The organism is Aphanizomenon sp. UHCC 0183 (assembly GCF_009712065.1).
Classification (GTDB): Bacteria; Cyanobacteriota; Cyanobacteriia; order Cyanobacteriales; family Nostocaceae; genus Dolichospermum; species Dolichospermum heterosporum.
The window spans coordinates 1-16,687 of record NZ_VILC01000073.1; the positions used below are offsets into that span (position 1 = coordinate 1).

The 16,687-nt window shown below is 38.0% G+C and carries 20 protein-coding genes and 2 pseudogenes; 7 read left to right on the plus strand and 15 right to left on the minus strand.

Annotated elements, in window-relative coordinates; all coding sequences use genetic code 11:
- Positions 1-115: 115 nt before the first annotated feature.
- The gene (locus FJR37_RS19600; RefSeq protein ID WP_168466898.1) at positions 116-748 is read right to left on the minus strand and encodes a hypothetical protein; all 633 of its coding nucleotides are present in this window, start codon (positions 746-748) and stop codon (positions 116-118) included.
- 756 nt (positions 749-1,504) lie between these two features.
- Here FJR37_RS19600 and FJR37_RS19605 point away from each other — a divergent pair.
- Entirely contained in the window at positions 1,505-2,227 is a 723-nt protein-coding gene (locus FJR37_RS19605; protein WP_168466899.1) for a Uma2 family endonuclease, read from the plus strand.
- Positions 2,228-2,421: 194 nt separating this feature from the next.
- Complete coding sequence (locus FJR37_RS19610; RefSeq protein WP_168466900.1) at positions 2,422-2,997, plus strand: Uma2 family endonuclease; 576 nt, start codon at positions 2,422-2,424, stop codon at positions 2,995-2,997.
- A gap of 347 nt (positions 2,998-3,344) precedes the next feature.
- Here FJR37_RS19610 and FJR37_RS19615 read toward each other — a convergent pair whose 3' ends face one another.
- The 3 genes from FJR37_RS19615 to FJR37_RS19625 all read right to left on the minus strand — a co-directional run bounded on the left by FJR37_RS19615 (position 3,345) and on the right by FJR37_RS19625 (position 5,397).
- A complete protein-coding gene (locus tag FJR37_RS19615; RefSeq protein ID WP_168466901.1) occupies positions 3,345-3,860 on the minus strand; it encodes a peptidylprolyl isomerase in 516 nt (171 codons plus the stop codon).
- A 318-nt stretch (positions 3,861-4,178) separates the two neighbouring features.
- A complete protein-coding gene (locus FJR37_RS19620) occupies positions 4,179-4,757 on the minus strand; it encodes a hypothetical protein (protein ID WP_039201021.1) in 579 nt (192 codons plus the stop codon).
- A 61-nt stretch (positions 4,758-4,818) separates the two neighbouring features.
- On the minus strand, positions 4,819-5,397 hold the full coding sequence (locus FJR37_RS19625; RefSeq protein WP_168466902.1) for a Uma2 family endonuclease: 579 nt from the start codon (positions 5,395-5,397) through the stop codon (positions 4,819-4,821).
- A gap of 572 nt (positions 5,398-5,969) precedes the next feature.
- Here FJR37_RS19625 and FJR37_RS19630 point away from each other — a divergent pair.
- Positions 5,970-6,896, plus strand: coding sequence for an SDR family NAD(P)-dependent oxidoreductase (locus tag FJR37_RS19630; RefSeq protein WP_254434620.1), 927 nt, complete (start codon positions 5,970-5,972; stop codon positions 6,894-6,896).
- A 170-nt stretch (positions 6,897-7,066) separates the two neighbouring features.
- On the opposite strand, the gene FJR37_RS19635 is transcribed toward FJR37_RS19630, so the two are convergent.
- Positions 7,067-7,447, minus strand: coding sequence for a type II toxin-antitoxin system VapC family toxin (locus FJR37_RS19635; protein WP_371416149.1), 381 nt, complete (start codon positions 7,445-7,447; stop codon positions 7,067-7,069).
- A complete protein-coding gene (locus tag FJR37_RS19640; RefSeq protein WP_168466903.1) occupies positions 7,440-7,676 on the minus strand; it encodes an antitoxin family protein in 237 nt (78 codons plus the stop codon). Before FJR37_RS19640 ends, FJR37_RS19635 begins: the two co-directional genes overlap by 8 nt.
- Positions 7,677-7,829: 153 nt before the next feature.
- On the opposite strand from FJR37_RS19640, the pseudogene FJR37_RS19645 reads away from it, so the two are divergent.
- The 3 genes and pseudogenes from FJR37_RS19645 to FJR37_RS27100 all read left to right on the plus strand — a co-directional run.
- Positions 7,830-7,952, plus strand: a pseudogene (locus tag FJR37_RS19645) (type II toxin-antitoxin system Phd/YefM family antitoxin); the annotation flags it as partial.
- A gap of 220 nt (positions 7,953-8,172) precedes the next feature.
- Positions 8,173-8,379 (plus strand): hypothetical protein, encoded by a 207-nt coding sequence (locus FJR37_RS27095; protein WP_254434623.1) that lies wholly within the window; start codon positions 8,173-8,175, stop codon positions 8,377-8,379.
- A gap of 3 nt (positions 8,380-8,382) precedes the next feature.
- A pseudogene (locus FJR37_RS27100) lies at positions 8,383-8,487 on the plus strand (type II toxin-antitoxin system VapC family toxin); the annotation flags it as partial.
- Positions 8,488-8,811: 324 nt separating this feature from the next.
- Here the strand turns inward: FJR37_RS27100 and FJR37_RS19660 are convergent.
- The 9 genes from FJR37_RS19660 to FJR37_RS19695 form a co-directional block, all read right to left on the minus strand.
- Entirely contained in the window at positions 8,812-9,588 is a 777-nt protein-coding gene (locus FJR37_RS19660; protein ID WP_254434621.1) for a hypothetical protein, read from the minus strand.
- A gap of 126 nt (positions 9,589-9,714) precedes the next feature.
- Positions 9,715-10,848: an AAA family ATPase gene (locus FJR37_RS19665; RefSeq protein WP_168466904.1), complete on the minus strand. Its 1,134-nt coding sequence runs from the start codon at positions 10,846-10,848 to the stop codon at positions 9,715-9,717.
- 21 nt (positions 10,849-10,869) lie between these two features.
- The gene (locus FJR37_RS27475; RefSeq protein WP_256366889.1) at positions 10,870-10,995 is read right to left on the minus strand and encodes a hypothetical protein; all 126 of its coding nucleotides are present in this window, start codon (positions 10,993-10,995) and stop codon (positions 10,870-10,872) included.
- Positions 10,983-11,420 carry an HNH endonuclease gene (locus FJR37_RS19670; protein WP_168466905.1) on the minus strand — a complete coding sequence of 146 codons (438 nt, stop codon included), beginning with the start codon at positions 11,418-11,420 and terminating at the stop codon, positions 10,983-10,985. The genes FJR37_RS27475 and FJR37_RS19670 overlap by 13 nt, the downstream gene beginning before the upstream one ends.
- Entirely contained in the window at positions 11,407-11,655 is a 249-nt protein-coding gene (locus tag FJR37_RS19675) for a hypothetical protein (protein WP_168466906.1), read from the minus strand. Before FJR37_RS19675 ends, FJR37_RS19670 begins: the two co-directional genes overlap by 14 nt.
- A gap of 286 nt (positions 11,656-11,941) precedes the next feature.
- A complete protein-coding gene (locus FJR37_RS19680) occupies positions 11,942-12,148 on the minus strand; it encodes a hypothetical protein (protein ID WP_217355341.1) in 207 nt (68 codons plus the stop codon).
- A gap of 46 nt (positions 12,149-12,194) precedes the next feature.
- Entirely contained in the window at positions 12,195-12,668 is a 474-nt protein-coding gene (locus tag FJR37_RS19685) for a DUF3368 domain-containing protein (protein ID WP_168466907.1), read from the minus strand.
- Positions 12,665-13,009, minus strand: coding sequence for a UPF0175 family protein (locus FJR37_RS19690; protein ID WP_254434622.1), 345 nt, complete (start codon positions 13,007-13,009; stop codon positions 12,665-12,667). The genes FJR37_RS19685 and FJR37_RS19690 overlap by 4 nt, the downstream gene beginning before the upstream one ends.
- A 2-nt stretch (positions 13,010-13,011) precedes the next feature.
- Entirely contained in the window at positions 13,012-14,430 is a 1,419-nt protein-coding gene (locus FJR37_RS19695; RefSeq protein ID WP_174763454.1) for a site-specific integrase, read from the minus strand.
- A 428-nt stretch (positions 14,431-14,858) separates the two neighbouring features.
- Between FJR37_RS19695 and nifK the strand changes: the two genes are divergently transcribed.
- A complete protein-coding gene (gene nifK / locus FJR37_RS19705) occupies positions 14,859-16,394 on the plus strand; it encodes a nitrogenase molybdenum-iron protein subunit beta (protein WP_168466908.1) in 1,536 nt (511 codons plus the stop codon).
- Positions 16,395-16,687: the final 293 nt, after the last annotated feature.

Sequence of the window (16,687 nt, forward strand, 5' to 3'; positions counted from 1 at the left end):
CCGGGTTTGATGACAATTTGCTGTAATTACCGTCAAATTAACAACCTTATTTTAATGCGATTAGAGTTATTTCACATCCCCGACTTCTCTAAGAAGTCGGGGATATATTTCATATTTACTTTGGACTATAGGGCAGAGAAGAATGGTGTAGAATAATACGCAATTTACCATCACCACCTCTAACAAACTGCCAGGTTTTATCTACTGTTGTGACTTTACCTGTTTTATCAGTTATGGAAACATTACCCATAGTGGTAGCAGTATTACCAACAATAAAAATACCAGCGTTGCGAATTTCCACCTTTCGCCATCCTTTGAGAGCAAAACCAGTATCTTGAGGGAAGGAGGAATCACCACCCACAAAATAAGACAAAGCTCCTTTGTGTGTGGTGCGGAAGGTCTGGTCTCCAGTTGCCAAGGTTGGCTTGAACAACACCAATCCCGATTGATAAGCATATGATTGATCTATTATATTGTCAGTCAATGTTCTAGCAGCGGCTATCCCCTTTTGATCATAGGTGGTACTGATGGAAACCAATGCTTCACCCCAGGCTTTTTGAGCAGCCAGGACTTCAGCCTCAGTAATGGATATATTAACTACTGATGTCTTAGAATTTGATGAGGTCGGCCTAGTGGTGGTACTATTAACTTGACCATGAGCCATTGATGGCGCAGTAACCAACAAGGCTATAGTAGCAGCGGTTACAGAAAGATTGACTTGTAATTGTTTAAAGGGGTTGGTATACATACTAACAGGAAATATTAAAGGGGAAGTTAAAAAACGTCTCAACAGTATTTAACAACCTTGTGCCAAATCAGTCCAATATTTACTATAAATAGTTACCATAAGTAATCATCTATGCTATTATCTAATGATCTAAGCTGTTGTGCATTTAATTTGTATAATTCTTGCGGGCAAGATGCCCGCACTACAAGAAATAATAATATTAGGGAACACCAAAAAATAAATTACCCAATTTCGTGGGCTGGGCATCCTTCCCGTCCTTGATGGTTAGGAACGCAAATTTAATAACCTGCAATTCTGATTTAACGTGGAATGGTGCGTTACGCTGTCGCTAACACACCCTACTTTTGCACTTTATTTAATTCACATTCCTTAGCGGGCTTTTCGTCCCGCACCACAAGAAATTTTTGGGCATTTTTTTAATTGGAAGTCCCTTAAGGTAAGTTCCTTTTAGTCGAGCAATTTTTAGATCGCGTGGATGACGGCAAAAAGCTATAGCAAATGTTTAAGAGGATGTTTGAAAAGTGTTATTCCGTAATTTTCATCACATTGCTACCCCCCTTAGTCCCCCCTTGTAAAGGGGGGAAACAATAAAAATCCAGTTCCCTCCCCTTTACAAGGGGAGGGTTAGGGTGGGGTAAAAAATATTTGATACATCAACCATAACTTTTCAAACACCCTCTAAGAGATTTGCGATAATTCAGTGAAAGTAATTGACAATTAATGCTACAATAAATCAATAATTACTTGGTATCATACATGATGATTACTCAAGCACTGGAATTACAAACTAACACATCAGAAGATATCATTTTCCCACCCAGTGACCTATATAGTGATGAACCTCCGGTGGAAACAGAACTGCATCTCGAACAAATAATGCTCTTAATAAAATCTCTCAAATGGTTATGGAAGGAGAGAACAGATTTTTACGCTGTCGGAAATCTGAGTATTTACTATAGTCCTCATCAAAAGAAATCAGAAGATCTTAGAGGTCCAGATTTTTTCGTAGTTCTAGGAACAGAACGAAAGACTAGAAAAAGTTGGGTAGTGTGGGAAGAAAATGGCAAATATCCTCATGTCATTGTCGAAATTCTTTCACCAACCACAGCTAAAACTGATAGAGAAACTAAAAAAATACTTTATCAAGATACTTTCCGTACACCTGATTATTTTTGGTTTGATCCTTATACATTAGAATTTGCAGGATTTAATTTAATTAGTGGCAAATATCAACCCTTACAACCTAATGAAAAAGGACATTTATGGAGTGAAGAATTGGGGTTATATTTAGGGATTCATGAGGGTTTATTAAGATATTTTACATCATCAGGAGTTTTAGTTCCTACACCGGAAGAAAGCTCAGAGATGGAAGCTACAAGAGCAGCAATGGAAGCAGAAAAAGCGAAAATATCAAATGAAAAATCCCAAAGGTTAGCCGCAAAATTGAGAGAATTAAATATTGATCCAGATACAATTTAATGAAATCTAAAATCCAATTTTGTTTGTTTTCATTACCCCAACTTTGTATATTAAGTAGGTTGGCGTTGAAAATTGTCGTTATGGCAAGGCAAAAGGCAAGAGGCAAGAGGCAAGAGTGAAGAGGGTTTGGGCGATTTTACGTTTCTTTACACAGTTTGGTTTTATTGTGTTCACCTACTTAGGAGGATGATTTTATGTTAATTATGACAATTAAAGATGTAGAACAAGTCCAAACCGCTTTTAGTGAAGCTGGTTTAGATTACGATGTTGAATTAACAAACGGGAGAATTTCTATCGTGGGTCCATCGGATATTGTATCTAGTGAAATTAGTAGTCGTTTAATTGCTTTCCTCTTTGCTTGGGTAAATCCGCGTCGTTTAGGAAGAGTATTTGATTCTGCTGGTGGTTTTATTTTACCTGATAGCAACCTCACCGCACCAGATGTTTCTTTTGTTCGGGCTGCACGTCTGCGTCAAAGTCCCCGTTATTTTGGCGAACTTGTGCCAGATTTAGTAGTAGAAATTAAATCTCAAAGTGATAGAATTAAACCTTTAGTTACTAAAATTCTCAACTTTGTAGAATTAGGTGCTGTGATGGGAATTTTAATTGATCCTGATGAAGAAACTGTTACAGTTTATCGTCATCAAGGTGAACCAACTATTTTAAATAATGGCGATATTTTAACTTTACCAGAACTTTTTCCCGGTTGGGAATTAGCCGTTTCTGAATTATGGCCTCCTATTTTTACTGAAGAAGAAACTCAAAGTTAGTTTGTTTGATATGATTAGTTTTTCTGTGGAGTTCTTTCATGAGCAATATAGGATTTTGGGCGTTGCTGAATTGAGGTAAGCTGTTGTGCATTTAATTTGTATAATTCTTGCGGGCAAGATGCCCGCACTACAAGAAATAACAACATTAGGATTATTGGATCTAGCTGCGTAATAGCTTATGAAATTGAAAAATCAAAAAAATGAAACTCTTACTCTCTGCGACTCTGCGCCTCTGCGTGTTCGCGCAGCGTGCCGTAGGCATAATAAAATCATACTCTTAATCAGCAACGCCGGATTTTGCTTAAAGATAGCGGTGTGCGGAGAAGCCTCCGCACTAATCCTTGATTTTATTCGTGGATAGTTACTTTGATCATTTTAACTGGAGTTTTAGGGCGATCGCCTGCACCCGTGGGAGTAGTTTCAATGGCTTTCAATACATCCATCCCTTCAGTAACTCGACCGAAAACAGGGTGTTTAGATTGACCAGGTGTAAACCAATCCAGATAGTGATTGTGGACAGTGTTGATAAAAAACTGGCAACTACCACTATTAGGTCTCCCTGTATTAGCCATAGAGAGAGTTCCTGGTTCGTTAGAAAGTTTCCCGTCTTCAGGATGCTCATCTTGAATGCACCCATCAGGACTATTGCCTGTACCCGCACGCGGAGAGCTAGGATCTTTACTGTAAGGACAACCAAACTGCACCATGAAGTTATTAATCACACGGTGGAAATGCAAACCATCATAAAACCCACTTTTAGCCAATTTGATGAAATTTCCCGCCGTTATGGGCATAACATCGGTAAATAGCTCAAGAGTAATAGTACCAAGGGAAGTTTCTAGAGTTGCGGTGGGATTTGCCATGAATATTGAATTACGAATCTGTGTAATGGTTTACTTTCTCGCTTCCAGTTTACCCAAAATCTGGGAAATAATCTTCACAAAAATCCACAATTAACCCAAATTCGTACTACCTACTGTCAAACCAACAACCTCCATTCGTCATGCAAAAACTCAAGCTGAGGTTATTTTATCGGCATTTTAAGTAGCTTGGCACAATTAAATATAAAACCTCTCTCCAAACCTCTCCTCTGGTAGGGGAGAGGCTTTGATTCCCCCTTCCCTCCCAGGGAAGGGGGTTGGGGGGTTAGGTTTATATTATATTTTTTAACGCCCACTTACTTAATCAGGAAAAGCTAAACCAGTTCTCGGATCTCTGATATATAATCCTAGTGTCAAACTCCGCATCACTTCATCCCAAATCGGGATTAATTGCTCTGCTTGATCTGCCCAATAATCAAAGGTAATTAAACATTGAATATTTGAACCCAAACCCACACAAGTCCGAGAAAAAGCTTCCCTGGGTTCAGCTTGAGTGTCAATAAATTTAATTTCACACCACATAATCCGGGCTGTTTGTCGCTTAACAGTAATCACCTCTCCCCTTTCAATCACATCACGGCTGTCATCTTCCATGATTTTTTTCAAAGTGTGTTTAAGAGGAAACAGTGTCCAGTCATTTGGTGGTAAATGATTGTAAGATACCTCTAAACAACAATCATCATCAGGTGGTTTTTTATCCATGAACTTAAAAGATTTTTCTTGTGGTTCAAATACCCAATTTTGGGGAACATTGAAGCGAACCGCGCCTCTCCCAGCTACAAAAATCTTATAATCATCAGTCCCTTCCCAATGATGATCTGGGCTTAATTCTAGGGTTTCTTTAATCCATTGAAGATTGCTTTTTTTCCGCTTGGCCATAGTTTTAATAAGGGATTAAATTTTAACTGACATTTATCAAACTTATGTTGGAAACATATTTTTACGTTTCTATTTCCAATCCTACACCATCATAAAGTATTTCTATGGGAAATTCAAATTCAATACTTGATAAAGTGATGATGTCTCCAGTAGTGTAGGGATAGTAAAGCCACATTCTTCCTTCTCCTCGACAGTAACCTTCAACAGATATTTTTTCGGAATCAATCAAGATGTATTCTTGTAAACTAGGCATTGTTAAATAATATCTGAATTTTTCTCCTCTATCTTTATTACTTGTACCAGGAGAAAGAACTTCAACAATCAATTTAGGGTTTTGAATAAATTTGCGGGCATTAAGATCATCAGGGTGACAACTAACGATAAGATCAGGATAGAAGTATGGGCTTTTAGGAGTAACTTGGACTTTCACATCTGATACATTGACTCGACAACCTCTAGGACGAAGATGAGAGTATAAAGGTCTGTAAAGATTGAGAGCAATATCATTGTGGGGAATTGTCCCACCTGTCATGGCAAAAACTTCACCATTGATGTATTCATAACGAATATCCTGGTTAAGTTCCCATGCAAAATATTCCTCAATGGTCATTTTTGGCAGTTGTTGGGGAATGGCGATCATAGCAGGGTGTTTTTAAGTTTGTTTTGATTATAGCAACTAAGTAGGTTGGCGTTGAAAATTGTCGTTATGGCAAAGCAATAGGCAATAGGCAAGAGTAAAGAGGTTTTGGGCGATTTCACGTTTCTTTACACAGTTTGGTTTTATTGTGTTCACCTACTTACAATTACAATTATTTTCAGGTAAGTTTCGCGCCAAGATAGCAAGGATGAAAATATTTACAAATTATTAAGATTTTTTTCACATTTTGGGGTGTACATAGGAGTTTAAAATAAGTCTAGTATGTTATACGTAGATAAACTTGCCTTAGAGGATGTTTGAAAAGTTTTTAATGTATAAATAAACCCCTCTCCAAACCTCTCCCCGATGCGGGGAGAGGCTTTGAAACCCCCATTCCCAGCCTTCGGCACGCTGCGCTAACGTAGGGAAGGGGGGAAGGGGGGTTAGGTTTCTGGAGATTATCGGTTTCATCTAATACTTTTCAAACAACCTCTTAAACAAAGCTGAAAAATTCAATATTTTCACTAAGTTGAATGTAGTATTTATTTGTGTAAATTAGTTAATTTAACTATCTTATGATGATGAAAAACGAAAAATGGAACACAGAAAATATTCTGAGTCAAAAAGGCAGAATAGTAATTGTCACAGGTTCAAGTAGCGGTATCGGTTATGAAACGGCGCGGGTTTTAGCTAATAAACAAGCATCTGTGATCATTGCGGTTCGTAATTTGGAGAAAGGAAATAAGGCGTTGGCGAAAATTATTCAACAGAATAAAGATGCTGATGTTCGGGTAATGGAACTTGATTTGGCGAATTTAGCATCGGTTAACAATTTCGCTGAAAACTTTCAGAAAAATTATTCACGTTTGGATTTATTGATTAATAATGCGGGTGTAATGATTCCACCGTATTCAAAAACTACAGATGGTTTTGAATTACAATTTGGAACTAATCATCTCGGACATTTTGCTTTGACGGGACAACTTTTAAAACTTTTGATTAGCACGCAAGCTTCACGAATTGTCAATGTTTCCAGCGGCGCACATAATTTTGGCAAACTAGATTTCGATGATTTGAATTGGGAAAAGAGAAATTATGCCCAATGGACGGCTTACGGTGATAGCAAACTTGCTAATCTTTATTTTACCTACGAACTCGACCGGAAACTAAAAGAGCAGGGGATCAACACCGTTGTAACTGCTTCACATCCGGGTTGGACTGCAACTGAATTGCAGAGAACGGCGGGTGATGTGATGAAATATCTCAATGGTATCTTTGCTCAAGATATCACAATGGGCGCATTACCAACTCTGCGGGCGGCAATAGAAGAGGGTTTAAAAGGGTCAGAATATTTCGGTCCCAATGGATTTATGGAGATAAGTGGCTATCCAGTCAAGGTGGAATCAAATCAGTTATCCAAAGATCGAGCGATCGCTCAAAAACTTTGGGTTGTATCGGAAAAACTCACCAGCGTAAAATTTGAATTTAATAAACAGGTATAAAGTACGGGAAAATAAACAGTGTCCGGTAGATTTTACCGGACATTTTATTTTTGAAGATATAATTGAGATATTGAGAGCGATCGCTCTACAGCTACATGAATCAATTGTACAAAAATTTTAGCTTCTCAACAATGCTCGAAACCCTGCTTGCTGAAAGTGTTCATCTGTTGTTAGTGCATCAGTAAGTAGGTGAACACAATCTTAATGCCTCGATTTTGCATCACAATAAATGATACGCAATCAACTAACCCCCAATCTTTGTCTTTTCGACTTTTAAATAGAGTGAATGCAGCATCATATAACTCATTTGTGAGTCTTACAACTTCAATAATTGGATCAGCTTCCAGTGATTCAAGAAGTTGGATTGCTGCAAATCTATATTTTTGTTTGGAAAGTGAATTGCCAATTTCTAGCAGAATAGCTTGGGTTGTCACTAAACGAGTTTTATTAGTTTCAAGCTGGTCAGCAATTTGAACTGCTCGTACATGATTTTGATCTGTAACAACAGACAAAGCAATAGCAAAAGAGGTATCAAGAAAAACTTCAATCATTGCTTGAAATGCTTTCTCCATACAAATATTGATCAAGATTTACTGACCAATCTGGTGAACCTTCCAAAGCAAGTGATTTGGCAGTTTGCAGAAATGATTTTGGCTTGCCGCTTGTCTCAGGTAATACAGTTTCAACAATAATTCGCACTCGTGTACCTGCTTTCAGATTTAATGGCACTTCAGGGTGAAGAATATTCCCATCGAATAAGGCATCTACTGTTTGAATCATAGTTATCTTTTGATAAGATTTATTCTTAGTATATCTTGACTATGCTATGGAAGAAATGTGATGTAGCATATTGTAATTTGAAGTTTTCTTTTGAATTCTTGCCAAAATTAAGGAATCAAAGTAAACTAAGTTTGTAGATTTAGCTATAAGCCTGTGGAGACTGTAAATATCCATCAAGCTAAAACCAACCTTTCACGCCTATTATCCCGTGTAGAACATGGGGAAGAGATTATTATTTCTAATCGGGGTGTTCCTGTCGCTAAGTTAGTTCCCTTTAGAGGATGTTTGAAAAGTGGTATTCCGTAATTTTCATCACATTGCTACCCCCCTTAGTCCCCCCTTGTAAAGGGGGGAAACAATAAAAATCCAGTTCCCTCCCCTTTACAAGGGGAGGGTTAGGGTGGGGTAAAAAATATTTGATACATCAACCATAACTTTTCAAACACCCTCTTAGAGAACTCCACAAAAAAGATGATCCAATCTTGTGGGATGTGGGATGGGCATCTTGCCCGTCCTTGTATTATTAGCGGGCAAGATGCCCGCACCACAAGAAATTTTGGGATATTTTTTTAATTGGAAGTCTCTTAGTGTCCCGTCTCACCGCAGAGATAGTTTAGGACAAGATCGAGGAAAATTTGTCATTCCAGAAGACTTTAATGCTCCTTTACCAGATGACATTTTGGCAGCATTTGAGGGGGAATGAGGAGTGAAACTATTACTAGATACACAATGTTTTTTATGGTGGTTTGCTGAACCTGATCGGTTGAATGAAGAGGCCATTTCACATATGGCTGATGAAAGCAATGAACTATCATGACCATGACAACGAACGAAATCACTGCAACGAGAACATTCAAGAGAGCTTAAACAAATAGGGCTTGATATTCGGCATTGCTGATAGCCATATTGAATATGAAATGCCAAAATTACATTTTTTGTTCTTTGTACTTTTTGACGAAACTAATTCACACTGCGACTTACAGCAAATTGTCATCAAACCCGGAACAAGAACCCCGCCCCCAACCCCCTCCCCGCAAGCGATGAGGGGGCTAAGATGTACCTCATAAGATTGGAAATCGCTGTAGCAACGCCTGATGTTCATATCTGGCGATCGCTCTCAGGTCTATAATAGTTTTCACTCGGACACAAGAATTGCCGCTAATCGTTCCTCAACTTCGCAGATATAATCTGTCAAACCCGTATCAACTCCTCTCTCTCGTAGATGTTTTAAATCTGTCTCTTCCCAACATAGCTTTTCCCGTTCCATATCATTTCCTGTGAGTTGTTCAACCACTACTTTTACATTTCTGATTCGTTCAGGTTCTTTCTCAGAAATAGCGCGTAATCTGTGAGACTCTATGGAAGGATCAAAACTCAATTTATTTTTAATTTCTTCTATAATTTGTTTCTCTTGTTGATTAGATGGAATAAACCCATTTAAAACCCATGCTTCACGTTTTGGATCAGCCACACCAATTATAATTTCTAATTTCGGGATTTTATCAATATGTTCTGAACGTGCTTGTTTAATTCCTTCTTTACGTTCCGGTTGATTATCTAAATCACGGATAAAAATAACAGCTTTAATCTGTCGTATTCTTTGCAGAAAACGTACTAAATTAAGAATTTTAATAGATGCTGCACCATCAGCTTTTAAAGGCTCACCCTTACTATTATGACCTAGAAATCTGGCAGGTTTATATTTTATTTGTATTTGTGATTTTGCATCATCAATGATTTTGATAATGTCTCTCCAGCAAGAAAATTCTGTTCCTGACTCTAACCCACTCCACTGAAAACAATGTTTCAGAATATCATCATCTAACCAATCAAATTTTTCTTGTAAAACTCGCTCGGCTAACTTAGTAGCTGTTCTATAATCTGCACCACTTTCAACTAAGTAGGTGAACACAATAAAACCAAACTGTGTAAAGAAACGTAAAATCGCCCAAACCCTCTTCACTCTTGCCTCTTGCCTCTTGCCTTTTGCCTTGCCATAACGACAATTTTCAACGCCAACCTACTTATGACAATAAACTCAATCACTGACTTCTCCTTCTAGCACCCAATCTTCACCTTCAGCATCCCAAAATTCACCTGTTGTTAAGGTTTCTTTTGCCCATTCTACATCAGGATGTTCATCCAAACGTTTAGCAATTGTAAAACCTGATTTACTGTTATTTAATATATGAACTTGAGAAGGAGCAAGTGCATCAAGAATATAAGGGGAATGAGTAGAGAAAATAATTTGCAGGTTGGGATTTTCGGCGATGATTTCTTTGAAAACAGTCATTAACTCACGTTGTGCTTGAGGATGAAGTCCCTGTTCCACATCATCTAATAAAACTAAGTTAGGTTGATTAGGATTCATTAATACAGTTAATAATCCTAAAGTTAACATTGTTCCTTCGCTAATTGCATGGGCTGGAATACGTTCACCTGTATTCATGTCTAGCACCACTTCTTGACCTGTCATTTCCTGAGTTTCATCATAGGAAATAGACTTACCATCAACTTCGATTAAACGTTTACGAATGACTGGAACTTTTGCTCGTTTTATGCCAACTTTGCGTACATTTGGGACAATTCGACTCAGCTTCTCTTCTATTAATTGAAATTTATCTGGAGCTTCATCACGCAAAAAATCTAAAGTTGGTGCTAATAATGAACCATCAAACTCAACTCTCGGTGTAATTTCTTCACTGTAAGCTGCTTTGGCAAGATTACTTGCAACTAATTTTAGGTAAACAGTAGATTTTAAAGATTTACGAATTGGATCTGGGTATTTAATTGGTGTTGTTTTCTTTTTTTCAAAACTATCTTCAGTTCCATCTATTTTCCATGATGTTGTTGGAATCCAATCTTTAAGATTTTCCTGCTTCCAACTATAGGAAAGTTCCCACTGATGATAACTGTTATCATCACAAAAACCACTCACAGTAACGGACATATCTGTTTCCCCAATTGTTGTAATGAATTGAGGTGAATTTTCATCTTTAAATATCTTTGAGAATGATGAATCAACTAGTTTGCTTAGATTATTCAATGCTTGTAGGACTGTTGTTTTACCTGCACTATTTTTTCCTACGAGTCCATGTAATCGGGAACTATCGAAATTGAGTTCTGTAGATTTATGGCTTTTGAAATTATGAAGTATTAATTTTTCTAGCATATTCTTATCTTTATTTTTTCATCATTCTTGTGGATCATCTTCAGGAGGATGTAGACCGCTTTCAACCCATCGTTGTCGAGATTTCTGAATGAATTTCTCTCCACGACGTTCATCATTTACAGCAATTTCCAATCTTATGAGGTACATCTTAGCCCCCTCATCGCTTGCGGGGAGGGGGTTGGGGGTGGGGTTCTTGTTCCGGGTTTGATGACAATTTGCTGTAGATCAAGACGTTCGCAGGTTGCGCGTCCCGTAGGAGTAGTACCAATAATACATAAGCCGTCAGATGTCCAGATAAAGTGTTCAGACCAAATTTGCTGACGGGGGTTAAACAAGGGAGTTTCTTTTCCAGTGTCGGGATCAATACCTGTAGTAAAGTTGTAGCGTCTTTCGTTGCAACGACGACAGGCCAGAGCAAGATTATCGAAATTATCCGTACCTCCCAGAGATTGAGGTTGCAAATGGTCAATAGAAAGGGGGGCTGTGCTGAGAAGTTCAGGGTAGTGACAGTATTCGCAGCAACATTGAGCGCGTTGTCTGACCTCCTGATAAAGAGTTTTAGGAATGGGCATGGTCTTGAGCAGCAACAGCAGCGTTAATATAACTGAAGATGTCGTCAAGTTCCCCTATTGCCTCTAGTTCTATTGCTTCCTCTGGGGTGAGGGTATTTAATTTGTTTTTATCAAGCAGTTCTTGCATCCGTTCACCTAGTTTATCGGTAAATTTGAATAGCATGAGGTTTTTGATATGCTTGATGCAGATTCCTTCAGGTAGGAATTGGGAGGGCTTAACCAGTGTAGTTGTCATTGGTGGATTATCTTGAGTTTTCTTGATTTTATCATTGGATATTTAGGTGCGATCGCTCTTTGGGATTCGGAAGAGTGCGATCGCACTGCAAAAGAACCAACTCTACAACTGATTGGGTTTTAATACAGGTAAATATTTTATAAGCTGAGGTACATTAAATTTTCTTCTCTCCAAGCATTCCAATGATCTGGACCCATCTTCAACTGAACAAGATGCTCTTGATTAGCCATACCCCATTCTCCCAAAATTACTGATTACCCAGTTAACCAAATTTATTTGTGTCTATTTACTCAAATTCATCTTTAATCACTTGTTGTAATTCCCCAGCTTCTGAATCACTCAAAATACCTACAAACTTCGACAGTGACGATTTTTCTGTAACAGGTTGAAACACAATTACTATTTCTAATTCTTGATTAGCAAATTCAGCCGGAAGTTCAACTTTGAGAATACCATCATTACCAATATGTGTTCTAATTTTCATAATTTCCATACAGCACTTCCCTGATTAATTATATTATCATTTAACTAAGTATATTTTAACAATGCTTATTCAACAACTTTTGAAATAAACTATCAGATGCCCAAAAAGAGGTGTTTTTAAGACTTTGAACAGTATTAGGTAAATTAATCAGCTTCATACTTGTTGCTTGATCCAAAATTCCCAAAATACCAGTGATCACTAAACCTCTTTCTTTGGCAATACGTCTTGCTTTCATATCGTCTAATAGAAGTAAATCGGCATTCAATTCTTGAGATAAAATAATAGCTTCAGATTCTCCAGGATCAAGTAAATTTTTAATTTCATCAGTAGGTTGACTAACGGGTTGAATTTTTAACCAACTAGGAGTATCAACAGTCCAGGTTTGGACAGGTAGTGGAGCAAGTGAATCAGATAACTCATTATAAACTGCTTGAGGAATAATAATTTGCTCAAACAGTTGAGGTAAAAGATCAATTTGACCAATCAAAATGAGGTAGTTAATAGGAGAAGTATCGGAAACAATAATCATTTATTACCTAACAGATTACGAATTGCTTGGGCATCTTCTTCTAAGTCTTCTTCAGTGTAGGTTAAGTAAGCCTTTTGATCTTTAAGAAATTGATATGTTTCCCATCGAGAAGAAAAATTCAACATTTTGTGAACTTCTCCCGCTCCAATCAGACCTTGACGATAATTATCAGCTACAATAAGTTCCAGCACCTTTTGGGAAATTTGACTCGGTTGTAGTTGTAATTGATTAGCAAGATTATCAGGAATTTCAATCATTATTTGCATAATTTCTACTCCTTGCTTAACTGTAACTTTTAAATTATACCACATCACACAAAAATGAGATTCTTGATTAACCAAACTTAACTCCGTTTATAAACCATTTCCATCCTCAACTTCTCCACCTCAATCTTCAACCGTTCATTCTCCATTTTCAACCCTGTATTTTCATCCTTAATCAACTCCACCTCATTCCGTTTACTCAAAGCCTGATTAATTGCCAACTTCCGCATATCTAAAGAAAACCAACGTTGATAAGTTTTCGTATGAATCTGCACACTATGACCCAAATTATCCGCCGCAGCCTTAATAGGAACTCCCAAAATATGCGCTCGAATTGCCCAACCATGACGTAAATCATAGGGTTTAAAATCTAATCCAATTTTTCTAAACCACCAACTCACCCTTTGGATTAAAGCCGTGATTTCTGCATGATTATTTTGGTCTTTTTTACTAATTGCGATCGCCAACATTTCCAAATATTTAGGATTTCTTAAATCAAATTCATCAATCCATTCTTTATATAAAGGCAAGGCTTCTCTTTCACCAGTTTTACAATTTTTATCAACCTTCCAAGTTAAATCTGTATTTTCATCACTTAACCACCAATCAATATGAGGATTAACAAAAAGTTCTCTGGGACGTAAACCAAAAACCGCCAACATTCCATAGATCCAACGCCAAAGTTGCCAACTATCTTTCACATCTTGATTAACTTGTTTACCTCGATTATTCAGGTATTCATCAAACTTGTAAAATCCTGTAACTATGTCCTTATCTGTAGGAACATTGCGAGAATTACTTTCAGGAACTTTAGAATAATTAGTTAAATTAATCTCGATTTTAAAAAGTTGACAAAATACAGAAATAGCTCTCACAGCATTATATTTAGCCCATTCCTTATCTATTTTATCAATCGCATTAATCAAAACTTCCCCATTTGCCAAATCATCAGCATTTGTGTAACGCTTAATTCGAGAAAAATAATAGAAAAAAGTATGTTCACTTTTCGTCGTGCGTTTATGGGTTTTAAAATATTCATCTTCAAACTTTTCTAATAGCTCACCAATAGTTTTTAACTCCTTTTTAATTCCTTCATTTCCTAAATATTTATCATTCCAAACAAAACTTTTTCTAGCAATTAACTTACCTAACTCATAAGCTTCCTCTTCAGCAGTTTTTAGTCCATCAAAATTAGCAGGAATATTCAAAGTGATATTGTATTGTTTTCTTCCCGTTCCCCTTGTATCCTCATCTCCGGGTTTAATGGGTAAAGTTGCCCGTAATTGCAGACATCCGTTTGATTCCCGAATTGTTACTCTGGTTTTTGCAGACTTCAAACGCAGATTTATCGGCTCTAATTCTAATAGTACCTTTGTTTTCATGTGTTCTCTTTGTTGTTGTGCTTGCAGACTTGAACCAAGAAAACTGCCATCGGTAGATGAAATAGGTTCTAAATCTGCAAAAGCTTCCTGATATTTGTCTTCACTCTGGTTATACATAGTTGTCTGTTTAGCCTATATTTAGACTAAAAATAAAGATGTTATTAGTAAACAATATCTACTTTAAGATTGCTTTCAGTAAACATTTTGCTATTTAAAAATATTAAACCATAAAAAGAATACTCCGGCCCTTATCACGGTTACGACGGATTCGCAATCTTCGCTCGGGACATGGATTTGGCACTCAACAGCCCAACCTGGGGATTAATCGGCGCTCCCTGGAACAAGAAAGCTCAAGCTAAGGCTAAAGCTAAGGCTGCCGTCTAGGGAACAAAAGATAGTCTGGGGTTTTACCCCAGGAGAGTTGGGAAGTCAAGATTCAAAATTAAAAATTCAAAGTTCTGGATTTTGCATTCTGAATTTTGAGGCACATTCCCCACTCTCCACCGATCGCAAACATCATACACAGCAAGCTTGGAGATATAGAAATGCCTCAAGATCCAAAGAAGATTCAGGACCACGTTGAGCTATTCCACCAGCCAGAATACCAACAACTGTTTGAAAACAAGAAACAGTTTGAAAACGGTCACACCCCTGAAGAAGTACAACGGGTTTCCGAATGGACGAAAAGCTGGGAATACCGTGAAAAGAACTTTGAACGGACAGCTTTAACCGTTAACCCAGCTAAGGGTTGTCAACCTTTAGGCGCTATGTTTGCGGCTGTGGGTTTTGAAGGTACTCTTCCCTTCGTTCAAGGTTCTCAAGGTTGCGTAGCTTACTTCCGTACCCACTTAACCCGTCACTACAAAGAACCATTTGCTGGTGTTTCTTCTTCCATGACAGAAGACGCTGCTGTGTTCGGTGGTTTACAAAACATGATTGATGGTTTGGCTAACTCCTACAGCTTGTACAAGCCAAAAATGATCGCTGTTTGCACCACCTGTATGGCAGAAGTTATCGGTGATGACTTACAGTCATTTATCGGTAATGCTAAGGAAGCTGGTTCTGTTCCTCAAGATTTCCCAGTCCCTTTTGCTCACACACCTAGCTTCGTTGGTTCTCACATCACTGGTTACGACAACATGATGAAGGGAATTCTTTCTACCTTGACAGAAGGTAAGAAGAAAGCCAAGAGCAACGGTAAAATCAACTTCATTCCTGGTTTTGATACCTACGTAGAAAACAACCGCGAAATTAAGCGGATTGCCTCTTTAATGGGTATTGACTACACTTTGTTATCTGACAACAGTGATTATGTTGATTCACCTTGTGATGGTGAATACAATATGTATCCAGGTGGTACTAAGCTAGAAGATGCAGCAGATTCCATCAACGCTAAAGCTACTATTGCTCTTCAAGCTTACTCCACCACCAAGACCCGTGAATACATTGCTAAGGAATGGAAACAAGACGTTAGTGTTTCTCGTCCTTGGGGTATCCAGGGAACTGACGAGTTCTTGATGAAACTCAGCCAAATGACTGGTAAGGCTATTCCTGAAGAATTAGAAATCGAACGTGGTCGTGCAGTTGACGCAATGACCGACTCCCATGCTTGGTTACATGGTAAGCGTTTCGCTATCTACGGTGATCCTGACCTAGTTTATAGCGTAGTTGGTTTCATGTTAGAAATGGGCGCTGAACCAGTACATATCTTGGTTCACAACACCAACGAAGTATTCGAGAAAGAATTGCAAGCATTGTTAGATTCTAGTACCTTTGGTAAGTCCGCTAAAATCTGGGGTGGTAAAGACTTGTGGCACTTACGCTCTTTGTTGTTCACAGAACCCGTAGACCTATTGATTGGTAACTCCTACGGTAAGTACCTGTGGCGCGATTGTGGTGTACCTTTAGTCAGAATTGGTTATCCTATCATGGATCGTCACCACTACCACCGTTATGCAACCGTTGGTTACAAAGGCATAATCAACCTGTTGAACTGGATTGTTAACACAGTCTTTGAAGAAATTGACCGCACCACCAATGTTGCTGGTAAGACCGATATTTCCTACGACTTAATTCGTTAAGAAATGTCTGTAAGGATGGGGAAACCCTACCCTCGACAATAAACAAAGGGGATTGGGACTTAGGTAATTTACCTAAAATCCTATCCCCTATCTCCAATTCCTAAGTAATTGGACAAAAATATTTACAGTCATTGCGAGCGAAGGGAAGCAATCACAACCCTTGGAATTGCTTCATTTCACTTCGTTCCCTATGGCTAAAGCCACGCAACGATTACGCAATGACATTGTGTAATTAATTCTGTCTCACTACTTATTGAGTGGGGTGCGTCAGATAGAGGAAATCTGTTTTTTAC

What these genes read in the sequence shown, in the direction of transcription:
- FJR37_RS19600 (WP_168466898.1), bottom strand. Translation starts at nt 748, where the DNA reads ATGTATACCAACCCCTTTAAACAATTACAAGTCAATCTTTCTGTAACC.
- FJR37_RS19610 (WP_168466900.1), top strand. Translation starts at nt 2,422, where the DNA reads ATGTTAATTATGACAATTAAAGATGTAGAACAAGTCCAAACCGCTTTT.
- FJR37_RS19630 (WP_254434620.1), top strand. Translation starts at nt 5,970, where the DNA reads ATGATGATGAAAAACGAAAAATGGAACACAGAAAATATTCTGAGTCAA.
- FJR37_RS19640 (WP_168466903.1), bottom strand. Translation starts at nt 7,676, where the DNA reads ATGATTCAAACAGTAGATGCCTTATTCGATGGGAATATTCTTCACCCT.
- FJR37_RS27095 (WP_254434623.1), top strand. Translation starts at nt 8,173, where the DNA reads ATGGGCATCTTGCCCGTCCTTGTATTATTAGCGGGCAAGATGCCCGCA.
- nifK (WP_168466908.1), top strand. Translation starts at nt 14,859, where the DNA reads ATGCCTCAAGATCCAAAGAAGATTCAGGACCACGTTGAGCTATTCCAC.
- FJR37_RS19605 (WP_168466899.1), top strand. Translation starts at nt 1,505, where the DNA reads ATGATGATTACTCAAGCACTGGAATTACAAACTAACACATCAGAAGAT.
- FJR37_RS19695 (WP_174763454.1), bottom strand. Translation starts at nt 14,430, where the DNA reads ATGTATAACCAGAGTGAAGACAAATATCAGGAAGCTTTTGCAGATTTA.
- FJR37_RS19615 (WP_168466901.1), bottom strand. Translation starts at nt 3,860, where the DNA reads ATGGCAAATCCCACCGCAACTCTAGAAACTTCCCTTGGTACTATTACT.
- FJR37_RS19670 (WP_168466905.1), bottom strand. Translation starts at nt 11,420, where the DNA reads ATGCCCATTCCTAAAACTCTTTATCAGGAGGTCAGACAACGCGCTCAA.
- FJR37_RS19680 (WP_217355341.1), bottom strand. Translation starts at nt 12,148, where the DNA reads ATGGAAATTATGAAAATTAGAACACATATTGGTAATGATGGTATTCTC.
- FJR37_RS19620 (WP_039201021.1), bottom strand. Translation starts at nt 4,757, where the DNA reads ATGGCCAAGCGGAAAAAAAGCAATCTTCAATGGATTAAAGAAACCCTA.
- FJR37_RS19635 (WP_371416149.1), bottom strand. Translation starts at nt 7,447, where the DNA reads ATGATTGAAGTTTTTCTTGATACCTCTTTTGCTATTGCTTTGTCTGTT.
- FJR37_RS27475 (WP_256366889.1), bottom strand. Translation starts at nt 10,995, where the DNA reads ATGTACCTCATAAGATTGGAAATTGCTGTAAATGATGAACGTCGTGGA.
- FJR37_RS19685 (WP_168466907.1), bottom strand. Translation starts at nt 12,668, where the DNA reads ATGATTATTGTTTCCGATACTTCTCCTATTAACTACCTCATTTTGATT.
- FJR37_RS19625 (WP_168466902.1), bottom strand. Translation starts at nt 5,397, where the DNA reads ATGATCGCCATTCCCCAACAACTGCCAAAAATGACCATTGAGGAATAT.
- FJR37_RS19675 (WP_168466906.1), bottom strand. Translation starts at nt 11,655, where the DNA reads ATGACAACTACACTGGTTAAGCCCTCCCAATTCCTACCTGAAGGAATC.
- FJR37_RS19665 (WP_168466904.1), bottom strand. Translation starts at nt 10,848, where the DNA reads ATGCTAGAAAAATTAATACTTCATAATTTCAAAAGCCATAAATCTACA.